The sequence below is a fragment of the Bacillus sp. ok061 genome (genome assembly GCF_900108285.1).
Lineage (GTDB): Bacteria > Bacillota > Bacilli > Bacillales > Bacillaceae_G > Bacillus_A > Bacillus_A thuringiensis_S.
Map to the genome: position 1 here is coordinate 105,415 of NZ_FNUW01000016.1, position 13,737 is coordinate 119,151.

Here is a 13,737-nt window from a genome sequence, read left to right on the forward strand (position 1 = left end):
AATTCACTCTCCTTTAACTCTTTCAAATACGACACCATGTGCAATTGTTGGAATCGTTTCTTTCTGTTGCATCATCATCGGGCTTAATAATGCGCCAGTGGCAACGACAAAAATTCGTTGTAAATTCCCTTTTTGCATCTCGTGTAATAAATGGCCATATGTGACAACTGCTGAACAAGCGCAACCACTACCACCTGCAAACACTTCTTCTTGACTTGATTCATAAATCATCAATCCGCAATCATTGTATATATGCCCAAGATCGTAACCTTCCTCAAGTAAAAGTTGTTTTGCAATCGGCGTCCCAACAGCTGATAAATCACCCGTAACAATCAAATCATAATCATCGGCACTTCTTCTTAAATCTTCAAAATGCTGTTGAATTGTATGAGCTGCTGCTGGAGCCATCGCTGCCCCCATATCCAAAGGATTTGTGATTCCTAAATCTTGCACTTTTCCGATTGTAGCCGCCGTAATTTTAATTGCACTTTTTTCATTGCTAATTAATATAGATCCTGCACCAGTCACAGTTGAATTTGCTGTCCCTGGCTTTTGCCCACCATACTCTGTTGGATAGCGAAATTGTCTTTCAGCCGTTGCATTATGACTACTTACTGTAGCTAAGACACGATTTGCAAATCCACCGTCTATAAAAGCTGAGCCAACTGCTAAAGTCTCCATAGACGTCGCACAAGCGCTAAACATTCCTAAAAAAGGAATGCCCCACTTACGCGCAACATAATTTGCTGTCACTGTTTGATTTAATAAATCTCCCGCTAAAAAGAAATCAATTTGCGATGTTTTTATATTCCCTTTTTGCACTGCTTGTTGAATTGAGTCTGACATTAATCTTCGTTCGGCGAGCTCCCAATTTTCCTCTCCACAATGCAAGTCATCGTATGAAATATCAAAATCTTTTCCAAGAGGGCCCTCAGCTTCTTTCGGACCGACAGCAGTACCCGTTGCATTCACATATATATCATTTTGAAATACCCACGTTTGTTTTCCGGTTAACCTCATACTAGCCCCTCCTTTAAGACATAAAAACTTTAAAGGTATACCTTATTAACCCAATGATATATGCACCAACAACCCCAAATACAATTACACTTCCTGCCAGTTTAAACATATTTGTAGCAATCCCTAGAACAACCCCTTCGCTCTTATGCTCTAAGGCAGCACTCGCCATAGAATTTGCAAATCCTGTCACCGGTACCGCTGATCCTGCTCCAGCAAATTGACCGATTTTATCATATACACCACACCCTGTTAAAATCGCGGATAATAAAACAAGAGTTGCAACAGTGGGGTTTCCTGCCTCTTGTTCACTGAAGTGAAAATAATGTATATAAAATTTCATCAATACTTCTCCAACTGTACAAATGAGTCCACCTACAAGAAATGCTTTGATACAATTTAGTAAATAGTTTGGCTTTGGATGATACTCCTTCACTTTATTTATGTAATCATCCTTCAATTTCTGACTTGTCATTTATATACTGCCTCCTACTTTACGAAATAAATCCAGTGAAACAACGAGCCTATTACTTTCCCAAGTACAAGAGCAACGAGTAAAACAACAATCTTCCCCTCTACCCCTACTCGTTTCGCTAAAATAGGTAGAACATTTAACACCTCTGTTAATGCTGCAGCAAGCATTCCAATGAACGTGCCACAAAATATCCCTAATATAACGAGCCAATATTGCGACGTTTGAAATGTAATGTTTTTCAAACTGCACCAAGCCCCTGTTAAAGTACCTGCAATGACTGCCCACTCAAAATATTGAATATGCTTTCCACTTCTCGTTAATTGGGCTAAACGGGGGATTATACCAAGTACAGCTAAAAATGCGACATATCCGCTACCTACCGCAATCCCTCCAGCTAAACCAATTAAAATAACAAATCCAGACTCAATCATCGGTAAGTTGTTTCATATTATCCTTGTTTTCATTAACGATTACATATTGATCAAGTGACTGTTGGTATTGAAACATCTCAACTTCTAGCGGACTTGGCTCTTCATTAATTCGCTTTTGAAATACATGATTAAAGAATAAAACCATCCCTAAGCCAAGACCTAAAGAATAAGGAATTTGAAATAAAAGTGGTTGCGCATTAAATTCTCCAGTAATCATGTAATATAACCGTTGATGTACTTGTTGCATACTTACATCTTCATGGAAATAAATGATCGCAAGGGCCGCTCCAATGAAAAGTAACAGCCATACAAGCCCGAAAAAAACTGGATGCGCCTTCTTTTTTTCGTATATAATTTCAACAAGAGTTTGTCCCGAACCGAGTAAATTAATTTGTACATGAGATGCTTTCTGTTGAATAATCTCAATTACTTTCATAACATCAATTACAACATGCGTCTTATCATGCGCTGTTATTTTGTAAACTATCTCATTTTGTAACAACTCAACTACGGAAGAATCTCCGGCAAGTTGAGCAACATCGCCCAGCTTTACTTCATAAGTAGGAGAAACTTTTAAACGATTGCGCATTTTAATATAAATCGTTTGTTCCAACTTTCATTCACCCCTTCACTCTTCCTCGTAGTTGTAGTATGGTTATTGAATTTTTTTCTAATACAATTTTTTCATAAAAACACATCCGCACCATTTCGGTACAGATGTTTTTTACTTATGCCTTTTTCTTAAATAAGTTTGCAATACTTAATGCAAGCCCTCCCCAAATGACTACTATTCCAATAACCATCATCATAATTGCTGAGCCACTCATTATGAAACACCTCGATCTTTCCATTCTTTTTCAAGCTTGGCAGAATCCGAATGTATTTGTGCATTCCATTTCTTTAGACTAATAATTAGCGCAACGATAAGGAAGGCTGCTGCTATCGACCAACCATACGTTACAACAAACTCAGTCGGATAATCTCCATAATTCTTTTTAATGTTTTGGATTGTACCATCAATTAGCATATACCCTAACATAAGCGGAGTAATAACGAGTAAACTTACTCTCCAAAACGTTCCTAATTTAATATCAGATACAAAGTTTGCATGATTTTGATAAACTGGTAAACGACGTAAAATGAGCCCTATCGTCACTACTTCCGCAAGTGCAATTGTAATTAATCCGAAATTATTAGCGAAATAGTCGACAACATCTAAGAACATAAGCCCACCACGTGTTGCAAATACAAGAGAAACTAACACGAGAAGGGTTCCCATAATTCCAATGGTTTTTTCCCGACTTAAACTGAATTTTTCAGATACAGCGGCAAAACATACTTCCGCGAGTGAAATAAGTGATGTGATTCCAGCAACCGTTAACGATAAGAAAAATAATACACCAAACAACGGTGACATCGGCAATTCATTAATAATTTGCGGAAATACTACGAACGCAAGCCCAACGCCAGCACTTGCTACTTTATCAACCGGTACTCCCATATTATTCGCCATAAATCCAAGAGCTGCAAAGACCCCAATACCCGCTAATAATTCAAATCCTGAGTTTGCAAATCCAGTAATAAAGGCATTATTTGTTGTATCCGAGTTTTTCGGTAAATAACTAGAATACGTAATCATAATTCCAAATGCTAAAGATAAACTAAAGAATATTTGACCATAAGCAGCAAGCCATACTTTCCCATCAAAAATACGACTCCAATCTGGTTTAAAGAATGCATCTAGTCCTTGCATAGCACCTTCCATCGTCACTGCACGAACGACGATAATAAGGAACATAACAACTAATAAAGGAATAAATATACGGTTAACAACTTCTATTCCTTTTTTAACTCCTTTAAATGCAACGCCAAGCACAATAATCCAAACGAGAGCTAATGGAATTAATACTTCCGGTACAAGTCCTCCAAATTGCCCTGGCTTATCTGCAACATGTAAGTACTCTTTAAATAAAAATGATTGCGTGTCTTTTCCCCATGCTCCAGTAATTGCAAAGTATGTATACGATATAGACCAAGCAATAATCACTGCATAATATGTTGAAACGATAAATGTTACGCACATTTGCCACCATCCAATAAATTCGGCACGCGGGCTAATACGGAAAAATGTAAGTGGTGCTGAGCCACGATGACGATGACCAAGAGCAAACTCAAATGCTAACAATGAAATACCCGTCGTTAATAATGCAAATAAGTACGGTAAAAAGAATGCCCCGCCTCCATTTTCATACGCTGTATAAGGAAAACGCCATATGTTTCCTAATCCAACGGCAGATCCGACCGCTGCAAAAATAAATCCAGCTCTCGTTCCCCATTGTTGCCTCGTTTCCATGTTTCCTTCCCCCTTTATGACAAGTTCATACTTGGATTATATTTTAAATTGACTAAATTATCAATAAATTCTGTTAATTTTTGCGAAAATTAACATCTCTCTCCTATTAACGGCATAAAAAAATCGAATAGACAATTATTCGTCTATTCGATCTTTCATCTGTTTTAATATTTTCTTTTCAAGTCTTGAAACTTGTACTTGCGAAATGCCTATGCGCTCTGCTACTTCTGACTGTGTTTGATCTTTATAGTAACGCAAGTATACAATTAAGCGCTCTCGTTCATCTAGTTCTCTAATCGCTTCTTTTAAAGCAATTTTATCGAACCATTTCGTTTCAGATTGATCTGCAATTTGATCTAAAATAGTGATTGGATCTCCATCGTTTTCATATACAGTTTCATGTATAGACGAAGGGGCCCGGCTCGCTTCTTGTGCTAGAACAACTTCCTCTGGCGTTAGTTCTAGTGCCTCTGCCACTTCATTAATCGTTGGAGCCCTTCCGAATTCTTTCGAAAGCTCATCTCTCATCTTTCGAATTTTGTTTCCTGTTTCTTTTAAAGACCTACTAACTTTCACTGATCCATCATCACGTAAGAAACGTTGTATTTCACCAATAATCATTGGAACTGCATATGTTGAAAATTTCACGTCGAAAGATAAATCAAATTTATCTACCGATTTCAAGAGCCCAATACATCCAATTTGAAATAGATCGTCTGGTTCGTATCCTCGATTAAGAAACCGCTGTACAACCGACCAAACGAGGCGCATATTACTTTGAACGATTGTATCTCTCGCTTGTTGATCTCCATCTTGACTTTTTTGAATTAACGCTTTTAGCTCGTGGTCCTTTAACTGAGGTTTCTTCTTCTCATTTTTGACCTCTATGTCCATAGGCTATTCTCCTTAATTGCATAGAGCGTTACTATTTGATAAGTATTTTGTCAAATGGATTGTTGTCCCGAAAGATTCGTTTGAAATAACTTCTACTTCATCCATAAAATTTTCCATGATAGTAAATCCCATTCCGGAACGCTCTAATTCAGGTTTAGTTGTAAAAAGGGGTTGTCTCGCTTCATCTAAGTTAAAAATTCCAATCCCTTCATCTCGAATCGTGAGTTTCACCATTGCTTCTTCCAAAATTACAGAAATATAAACAATACCTTCTGCATTTCCTTCATACCCATGAATAATTGCATTTGTAACCGCTTCTGACACAACTGTTTTAATCTCCGTTAATTCTTCCATCGTTGGATCTAGTTGTGCAATGAAAGCCGCCACTGTAACGCGAGCGAACGATTCATTTTGACTTAATGCTGAAAATTGAAGGTTCATTTCATTTCTCACCTATGCCACCCCCAACGTCGCGAGCGCGTGCGCTTCACTTTCTTCTAAGCGAACAATTTTGAATAAGCCCGACATTTCAAATAAACGCTTAACAGGCGGTGAAATTGCACAAACAACCATTTCTCCACCTAATCCCTTTACGTGTTTATATCGGCCTAATATAACACCTAGACCAGAACTATCCATAAACGATAAGTTCTCTAGGCTCAAAACAATATGATGAACACCATGTGTCTCAATCATATCTGTTACTTTCGTTCGCAACTCTTCAGCCGTATGATGATCTAATTCACCCGCTAGTCTCACACATAGGACGTCACGTTTTACTTCTAATTGCATGGAAAGACTCACACGATTTCCTCCTTATGCTCAAACTTTACTCATTCGCATACATAAAGATTTTCGTGATACAAAATAAGAATCCTCCCTGCTGACAAAAGAAGAACTATTTCGTCATAAAGTGAAACCTTTCAGCATTATTCACCTACATACGAATAGAAAAGCGGCAAAATATTTGCCGCTATTTTGATGTTGAAAACATCCCAAAACTTCTTTTAAATAACTCCCACCAGCTCGCTGCAGCAACATCTTCTTTTGCTACAATTGTTTGTTTTAATAAAACATCCTTATCTTTTTTAATAACAAGTGTACCAAGCGCGTCACCTTTTTTAATCGGTGCTTTTACTTTCTTTTCAGCAATTACTTCTTGTTTTACCTTGTCCATATTCTCGCCCTTCTTCATAAGAAGAGAAACATTATCTGATGCAACTAAATCTACTTTTTCTTTTTTCCCTTTCCCTACTTGAACTGTCTTAATTTTTTCGCCGCGCGTATACAATTTCTTTGTCATATATTGACCAAATGCGTAGTCAAGAAGCTTCGTCACTTCGTTGTTCCGTTCTTTTGATGTTGGTGCTCCCATGACAACTGAAATGATACGCATGCCATTTTTTTCAGCCGATGCTGTTAAACAATATTTCGCTTCTGTCGTAAAACCTGTTTTTACTCCATCTACGCCAGGATAAAAACGTACTAGCTTATTCGTATTAACGAGCCAAAACTTTTTATCCGTATCTTCACGTAAATAATCTTCGTACTTACCTGTGTATTTACGAATAAGTGGATACTTCATCAATTCTCTTGCCATTATAGCCATATCATTTGCTGTCGAATAATGGTCTTTGGCCGGAAGACCTGTTGGGTTTTGAAAATGTGTATTTTTCAGCCCTAGATCTTTCGCCTTTTTGTTCATCATATTTACAAATCCTTCTTCTGAACCTGCGATATGCTCGGCTACTGCAACAGATGCGTCATTTCCAGATGCAATTGCAATACCCTTTAACATCTCATTTACAGTCATCTCTTCCCCAGGTTCTAAAAAGATTTGCGATCCACCCATTGAAGCTGCATGTTCGCTCGCTCTAACTTTATCGGTCAGTTTTAGTTTTCCTTTTTCAACTTGTTCCATAATTAAAAGCATTGTCATAATCTTTGTCATACTAGCAGGTGGTAATTTTTCATTTGGATTTTTATCAAATAAAACTTTACCTGTATCTTGCTCAATTACGATTGCTGACGACGCTTGTTCCGCTAACTTCGGCGTTGTTTCTTCTGTTTTCTCCTGCTTCGTTTTCTCAGATTGTGCAAAACTCACTGAAGTTCCAGAAAGCAATAACATGAAACAAACAAGTATTCCAAAAACTCGCTTCATGACTAACCCTCCATTCTATATCAGACCTATTTTTTCCAATTTATCTTTTTTTAATACCAAATTTTTCTAACATTTTCAGTTGACAAATACATTCGTCCCCTATATTGTATTAAGTGTATTACACACAGTAGTACACATAATACATATAAGGAAGGAGACATTGCTCTTGCATATTCAACTTGATCCAAGAAGCAACACTCCGATATGGGAACAAATTGTTCAAAATATAAAAGAACTCGTATTGAAGAACATGTTAGCTCCAAGTGACAAACTTCCTTCTGTACGCGAACTCGCTTCTTTACTCGTTATAAATCCAAATACAGTGAGTAAAGCGTATCAAGAGTTAGAGCGACAAGGGATTATTGAAACATTACGAGGGAAAGGAACATTTGTATCCCAATCGATTACCCCAACATTAGACGAAAGGAAAATCGCTATGGTTGAAAAGCAATTTCATCAATTACTATTAGAAGCCTCTTATCTTGGTGTTACGAAAGATAAAATTCATGATTGGATAGATTCATACTATAAAGAGATTGGAGGAAATACAGATGCTGAAAGTGACAAGCTTGAAGAAAACAATTGATAATCAAACGATTTTAGACGATGTTTCTTTCACATTGCAAAGAGGGAGTATCATCGGATTACTCGGAAGAAACGGTGCGGGGAAAACAACTTTATTGCGAACGATGGTCGGTATTTTAGACCCTGATGCAGGGACCGTTACATATGAAGATACAAACATTCATCAGTGTCCTGAAATAAAGCAAAAAATCGTATATGTTCCTGATTCTACCAATATACTGAACGGCTATACGATAAAAGAAATTGTAAATTTTTATAAAGAAGTTTATGCCGCATTTGATGAAACACATTTCTATGAATTGTTAGAACGTTTTAACTTACCAAACAAACGAATTCGTAGCTATTCAAAAGGAATGAAAGCACTGCTCGCCATCATTTTAGCTGTTTCTACAAAAGCAGAATATATCATTTTAGATGAACCGACAAATGGACTTGATCCTATCGTGAAAAGGCAAATTTTACAGTTTCTCGTTGGAGAAGTTGCAGAAAAAGAGATTACCATTTTCATCTCAACTCATCATTTAGATGAAGTGGAACAAATTGCAGATACAATCATTATGTTAAAAGGACATACTGTAGCATCTATTACGTCACTAGACGATGCAAAATCACAATTTGCTAAAATACAAGTCGCTTACGAACGTTCATTGCCTCAAAAACTAGAAAACTTAAGCAATATTAAAATATTAAATCAAACAGGAAAAGTATATACAATCTTAATTGAGGGAAATGTCGCAGCTACATTGGAAAAGTTTCATAAAGAACAGCCACTGCTCATTGAGGAATTAGCCATGTCGCTCGAAGATATTTTTATCACAACGTTTGAGGAGGATTCGCATGTTTCATAAAGCTTTATGGATAAGGCAATGGAAGCAAGGAAAATATATAATTCTATTATTTTGGTTAATTAGTTTATATCAACTACCTTATAAATATTATCAAGAAGCGCAAATGCAACTAAAACAATCAAAAATGAAGTTTGATGACTATGCATATTACTACTCCTACTATTTTCACGCATCTGATGGTGCCGTCCTCTTTCAAGGAGTTACTCTTATTGCACTTGCTTGTCTTTTAATCGGATGGGAACGTAACAATCAATCAACTGATTTTCTATTCTCGATGCCTTTTAAACGAAAAGATATTTTTTTAACAAAATGGTGGCTTGGTGTTTTGAATATTATTACAGTGCAAATTGTTTGCTGGATTAGCATGTACGGAATAAAGAACATGTCGTTTCACAATGAGCATCAAATCTTTACTCCGTTCTATAGTTACTTTCTATATGCTACGGTTGTACTTATCGCTATTTATACATTCACCTTATTTATCGGAACCATTACTGGACATATATTCTCTCAAAGTAGTTTAACTATCATTCTATTATTTTTACCATACGGTTTTGGATTGTTAATTTCCGGATTCATTTATTCCCATACACAATGGTCTTTAGATGCAATAGGAGAAATAGAGCAACGTACTCATGAGTACTTACAACATATAGATATCATTTCACCATTAGAATCTTTTTCTATTACTTATGATTACCACCCGATAGAAACATTTGATGACTATGGCAATAAACTTTCTAGTGTACCACAGGACAATCCAATGGAACGTACTTCTGTACCTTCTCCTTGGACACTATTAACACCATTTGCTTACATCATTATCTTTTTATCAATGGCAACCTTTCTATACACACGTACACCGAACGAACAAAACGGAAAAATACTATTGTTTCCCAACTTGCAAAAATGGTTCATGATTTGCACTGTTCTATGCTTCGGACTGCTTGGCGGTAGAATATTAGGCGGACGAGATGCACTTCTGCCTTATTATGTTGGATTTTTCCTATTCGCTATCATAAGTTACTTCATTTTTACACGTCTATTAAAATTGAAGTTTGCTTTTAGAGGGAAATAAACATACATTAAGGTGATGAATACATGTTTCAAAAAGCATTATAGATGTGAAACTATAAACACGGAACAATGGCATTAATAGAAGCTGACGAAAAAGTCATACAATGACAAAAGAAAGATGTTATGAATTATTTAACTCTTATATGAACTAAATAAAAAGGCATTGCACAAGAGCAATGCTTTTTATTATATATATCCCTATCTAAATAAGGAGGTTATTTCACATTCTCTCTCCTATCCCCATACACCATCTCTTCTTTCATCCCAAATCCATCACCATTTTGCACAATTTGCTCTGTCGGTGCAACTACACTTTCGGCAATTTTCCATTCCCCACGCTCTTTTACAAATACTTGTAGAAAATAGTTCATACCATCTAATTGATATGCATTTTCTTTTTTCACATTATAGTGAATCGCAATGTAGTACACTTGAATGTTTTCTTTCCCTATTTTTGATACGTATTGCGATAGTCTCGGTATATAAAGTGCTGCTTTCTGAAAAGATAGTTGCTTCGCTTTAACAAGCGATGAACTTATTACATTACGTAATGTGTCCCGATTACGAATATTATCGCTATGGTGGAATAATACTGCGTTTTGCATAGAACGAACCCATAATTTCGAATATAAAACTGTATTATCAGTTTCAATGTACTTCACTTCTTTTCGCACCACTTGGATAGGCGTATCTGCATACGTGAATGTTTGAAAATAGAAAAAACTACCAAATAAAATGGTAAGTGCAGCAATATATTTCATAATCTTTCCTCCGATCTTTTAATTAAAGTATCGGAGTTTCAAAATATTTTTATTCAAAAGAAAAAGGATAGGAATGCTTTCGCTTCCTATCCTCATTTATTATAATACGCGGCCAAATAGTTCTAAGACCATTTCTATTTCTTGGTCGCTCCAACCTTTAAATCTCTCTTTATAATATTCTTTACGCACAGCTTCAAGTTTTTCAGTTACTTCTCTTCCGTGCTCTGTAATTTCTAAGTACACGATACGACGATCTGAATTAGAACGTTTTCTTTCTACTAATCCTTTTCGTACAAGTCGATCTGTAACAGCTGTAATATGACTGGAGGTTACGTTTACTTCACTCGCAATTTGCGAAGCCATCTGTGGACTGTTTAAAAATAACGCACGTAATACAGAAAATTCATTATATGGCATATGTTCTGCAAAACGTGTATTAATATCATTTTGTAATAAACGTATCATTTTTCGAAATGATGCAGATAAATCTAAAATCAGCGTTTCTCTTTTTTCGTTCAATAGCCTCGTCCCTTTTTTATCATATTTACACATATTATAATCTATAAATACCTATATTGTATATGATTTCTTTCCTCAACATTCTCATTTATGTAACTTTTTTCATATAAATTTCTTTTTTGTTCACACATATACATATAAAAAGGATGGTGATGGAAAATGCAGGGTGGAATAAATCCTTATTTACACAACGTACGCACAGCTAATACTGGTAAAGAAGCTACTATTACTGTACAAGGCGAAGGCGTTGTCAAAGCAAAACCAAACGTTGTTATATTAACGCTTGGCATTCGAACTGATAGTAAAAATGTAAAACAAGCGCAGGAAGAAAATGCAGTACAATCAAAACAATTGCTGGATGCACTTAAACAGCTTGGTATTGCCGATAAAGATATAGAAACGATTTCTTATACGATCACTCCTCAATACGAATATGTAAATGATAAAGCATTGCTACAAGGATACCGTGTGGAGCATTTGTATGAAATTACCGTTTTAAATGTACAAAAAGCTGGGGAAGTATATGATATAGCCGTATCAAATGGCGCAAATGTAGCAAAAGGTTTACGTTTCCGAGTATCTCATCCAAATAAATATTATGAGCAAGCTCTCATTCAAGCTCTGCACCAGGCAGTAGAAAAAGCTCGCGCTATTGCGAGTACATATAATCTAAATATTAATCCTGTTCCCCTCTCATTCGTTGAAGAATCTGCCCAATTACCACGGGAGGTTACGTCTTATGCTACTTTACATGCACAAGCAGCCCCGCCCATTCAATCTGGTGAATTAGAAATCATTTCATCCATACGGGCTATTTTTACGTATTTATAACGAATTCTCTTTACAAGTAAACGTTATCATTTTACTTGTTGTAAAAACATGATGTTCTGATATAATAAAGGACGGTGAGCTCTTACAAAAGAGATATCACGGGTGGGAGAGGGATATGAAAAAGAAGGTTTAACATGAAAGGAATACTTGAAAGAACATTTAAATTAGGTTTACACGAAACATCACCAAAACAAGAAGTTTTAGCTGGAGTTACGTCATTTTTCACAATCGTATATATTATGATTGTAAATGCATCCATCTTATCAGATGCTGGCATTCCTCTTGAAGCTGGAATTTTAGCAACTGTTTTTAGTTCATTTGTCGGATGTCTACTCATGGCATTTTGGGCAAATGCACCTGCTATTCTTGTCCCTGGTATGGGTGTAAATGCATTCTTCACGTACACAGCTGTGCATACGCTTGGACTAACTTGGCAAGAAGCATTAGCTGCTGTCTTTATCTCTGGTATTATTTTTGCAATTGCCGCTTTTACACCAATCGCTCGCGTGCTATCAGTATCAATTCCAAAGTCATTAAAGGAAGCGATTACTGTCGGCATTGGATTATTTTTAGCGTTTATCGGATTGCAAAAAGGTGGTTTAGTCGTTTCGAACCCAAATACTGCTGTGGCAATGGGGAAATTAAGTAATCCTGTCGTTCTTGCGACATTACTTACTCTTATCATTGCACTTGTATTATTTATTCGTAACGTACGTGGAAACTTTTTATGGACGATTGCAATAGGAACTGGTATCTCATGGTTATTTGGTCTTGTGGATACGAGTCAAGTGGGAAATAGTTCATTCTCATTCGCTAATTATGGTGATGTGTTTGGAGCTATGTCATTTGGGAAACTTTCTTCCTTACCATTTTGGATTGCAACATTCTCTTTAAGCATGGTGCTTATTTTTGAGAACATGGGACTTCTGCACGGTTTATTAGAAGATGATCGTAAATTCCCACGTGCTTACCAAGCCAATGCAATTTCAGCAATGACATGTGGTCTATTTGGCACAAGCCCTACCGTTTCAACAGTAGAAAGTGCCGCAGGTATTACTGCAGGTGGTAAGACAGGTCTGACGTCTATCGTTACTGGGTTGCTATTCTTTGCATCACTGTTTGCTCTTCCGTTTGTCAAATTAATTCCTGATAGTGCCATTGCACCAATCTTAATTATTATTGGCGGTCTGATGATTACAAGCATTCAACAAATTCCTCTGAACGACTTTTCAGAAGGATTTCCAGCATTCTTAATTATCGTTATGATCCCGCTCACATATAGTATCGCTGATGGCATTGCGTTCGGATTTATTGCTTACCCTATCTTAAAAGTTGCTCTTGGAAAGCGTAAAGAAGTCGCACCATCTATGTATATCATTACATGCTTATTCTTAGCTATGTTTGTATTACATGCTATTGGTTAAGAAAAACCACTGAGGAAATTGAAGTGAACCCCGAAAACGGGACACCAATCAAAACACCTAAACCACTTGTTCCCTAAATTCTTTAGGGGATAGGTGGTTTAATTTTTCTTGAATTCGCACACAATTGTAGTAATGAATGTATTCTAGCACAATCTTTCGCACAGTTGTGTTGGATACTTTTGTTATCTTTTGTGAATAGAAAGCTTCACTTTTTAAATGACCAAAGAAGCTTTCCATGACGGCATTATCATGGCAATTTCCTCTCCGGGACATGCTGGTGATCATGCCGTTTTCTTTGGCATACGCTTGAAATTCTTTTGCTGTATAAATACTTCCTTGATCCGAGTGAAGAAGGACA

General features: G+C 36.5%; 18 protein-coding genes. 5 read left to right on the plus strand and 13 right to left on the minus strand.

Annotated elements, in window-relative coordinates; all coding sequences use genetic code 11:
* Positions 1-3: 3 nt before the first annotated feature.
* The 10 genes from spoVAD to dacF all read right to left on the minus strand — a co-directional run bounded on the left by spoVAD (position 4) and on the right by dacF (position 7,334).
* The gene (gene spoVAD, locus C4S65_RS20660) at positions 4-1,020 is read right to left on the minus strand and encodes a stage V sporulation protein AD (RefSeq protein ID WP_001241139.1); all 1,017 of its coding nucleotides are present in this window, start codon (positions 1,018-1,020) and stop codon (positions 4-6) included.
* Positions 1,021-1,033: 13 nt separating this feature from the next.
* A complete protein-coding gene (spoVAC, locus tag C4S65_RS20665; RefSeq protein ID WP_061666335.1) occupies positions 1,034-1,492 on the minus strand; it encodes a stage V sporulation protein AC in 459 nt (152 codons plus the stop codon).
* 14 nt (positions 1,493-1,506) lie between these two features.
* Positions 1,507-1,923, minus strand: a complete 417-nt coding sequence (gene spoVAB, locus C4S65_RS20670) for a stage V sporulation protein SpoVAB (protein ID WP_000572939.1) — start codon at positions 1,921-1,923, stop codon at positions 1,507-1,509.
* Positions 1,916-2,536, minus strand: coding sequence for a stage V sporulation protein AA (locus C4S65_RS20675; RefSeq protein WP_061666334.1), 621 nt, complete (start codon positions 2,534-2,536; stop codon positions 1,916-1,918). Before C4S65_RS20675 ends, spoVAB begins: the two co-directional genes overlap by 8 nt.
* A 115-nt stretch (positions 2,537-2,651) precedes the next feature.
* Positions 2,652-2,750 carry a methionine/alanine import family NSS transporter small subunit gene (locus C4S65_RS20680; protein WP_000016826.1) on the minus strand — a complete coding sequence of 33 codons (99 nt, stop codon included), beginning with the start codon at positions 2,748-2,750 and terminating at the stop codon, positions 2,652-2,654.
* Positions 2,750-4,276, minus strand: a complete 1,527-nt coding sequence (locus C4S65_RS20685) for a sodium-dependent transporter (protein ID WP_000450089.1) — start codon at positions 4,274-4,276, stop codon at positions 2,750-2,752. The genes C4S65_RS20680 and C4S65_RS20685 overlap by 1 nt, the downstream gene beginning before the upstream one ends.
* Before the next feature lie 135 nt (positions 4,277-4,411).
* A complete protein-coding gene (gene sigF / locus C4S65_RS20690; RefSeq protein ID WP_000350729.1) occupies positions 4,412-5,170 on the minus strand; it encodes an RNA polymerase sporulation sigma factor SigF in 759 nt (252 codons plus the stop codon).
* A 12-nt stretch (positions 5,171-5,182) separates the two neighbouring features.
* Positions 5,183-5,623: an anti-sigma F factor gene (spoIIAB, locus tag C4S65_RS20695; protein WP_001243398.1), complete on the minus strand. Its 441-nt coding sequence runs from the start codon at positions 5,621-5,623 to the stop codon at positions 5,183-5,185.
* Positions 5,624-5,974, minus strand: coding sequence for an anti-sigma F factor antagonist (gene spoIIAA / locus C4S65_RS20700; RefSeq protein ID WP_000059133.1), 351 nt, complete (start codon positions 5,972-5,974; stop codon positions 5,624-5,626). It lies immediately after the preceding gene.
* A gap of 169 nt (positions 5,975-6,143) precedes the next feature.
* Positions 6,144-7,334 carry a serine-type D-Ala-D-Ala carboxypeptidase DacF gene (gene dacF, locus C4S65_RS20705; RefSeq protein WP_086407649.1) on the minus strand — a complete coding sequence of 397 codons (1,191 nt, stop codon included), beginning with the start codon at positions 7,332-7,334 and terminating at the stop codon, positions 6,144-6,146.
* A 166-nt stretch (positions 7,335-7,500) separates the two neighbouring features.
* On the opposite strand from dacF, the gene C4S65_RS20715 reads away from it, so the two are divergent.
* From C4S65_RS20715 to C4S65_RS20725, 3 genes are read left to right on the plus strand one after another with little or no spacing between them, the layout of a single operon-like run.
* Positions 7,501-7,920 carry a GntR family transcriptional regulator gene (locus tag C4S65_RS20715; protein WP_000548040.1) on the plus strand — a complete coding sequence of 140 codons (420 nt, stop codon included), beginning with the start codon at positions 7,501-7,503 and terminating at the stop codon, positions 7,918-7,920.
* Positions 7,886-8,767 carry an ABC transporter ATP-binding protein gene (locus C4S65_RS20720; protein ID WP_061666333.1) on the plus strand — a complete coding sequence of 294 codons (882 nt, stop codon included), beginning with the start codon at positions 7,886-7,888 and terminating at the stop codon, positions 8,765-8,767. Before C4S65_RS20715 ends, C4S65_RS20720 begins: the two co-directional genes overlap by 35 nt.
* Positions 8,757-9,845, plus strand: coding sequence for an ABC transporter permease subunit (locus C4S65_RS20725; RefSeq protein ID WP_086407650.1), 1,089 nt, complete (start codon positions 8,757-8,759; stop codon positions 9,843-9,845). The genes C4S65_RS20720 and C4S65_RS20725 overlap by 11 nt, the downstream gene beginning before the upstream one ends.
* 214 nt (positions 9,846-10,059) lie before the next feature.
* Here the strand turns inward: C4S65_RS20725 and C4S65_RS20730 are convergent, their stop codons facing one another.
* Together C4S65_RS20730 and C4S65_RS20735 are read right to left on the minus strand one after the other, a co-directional pair.
* Positions 10,060-10,605 carry a hypothetical protein gene (locus C4S65_RS20730; RefSeq protein ID WP_061666331.1) on the minus strand — a complete coding sequence of 182 codons (546 nt, stop codon included), beginning with the start codon at positions 10,603-10,605 and terminating at the stop codon, positions 10,060-10,062.
* 99 nt (positions 10,606-10,704) lie between these two features.
* Positions 10,705-11,124, minus strand: a complete 420-nt coding sequence (locus C4S65_RS20735; protein WP_001003307.1) for a MarR family transcriptional regulator — start codon at positions 11,122-11,124, stop codon at positions 10,705-10,707.
* Between the two features lie 159 nt (positions 11,125-11,283).
* Between C4S65_RS20735 and C4S65_RS20740 the strand changes: the two genes are divergently transcribed.
* Both C4S65_RS20740 and C4S65_RS20745 read left to right on the plus strand, forming a co-directional pair.
* Entirely contained in the window at positions 11,284-11,955 is a 672-nt protein-coding gene (locus C4S65_RS20740) for an SIMPL domain-containing protein (protein WP_061666330.1), read from the plus strand.
* A 134-nt stretch (positions 11,956-12,089) separates the two neighbouring features.
* On the plus strand, positions 12,090-13,379 hold the full coding sequence (locus tag C4S65_RS20745) for an NCS2 family permease (protein WP_086407651.1): 1,290 nt from the start codon (positions 12,090-12,092) through the stop codon (positions 13,377-13,379).
* A gap of 57 nt (positions 13,380-13,436) precedes the next feature.
* Here C4S65_RS20745 and C4S65_RS20750 read toward each other — a convergent pair.
* The coding region (locus tag C4S65_RS20750; protein ID WP_142391558.1) for an IS3 family transposase at positions 13,437-13,737 on the minus strand (301 nt) is incomplete at its 5' end.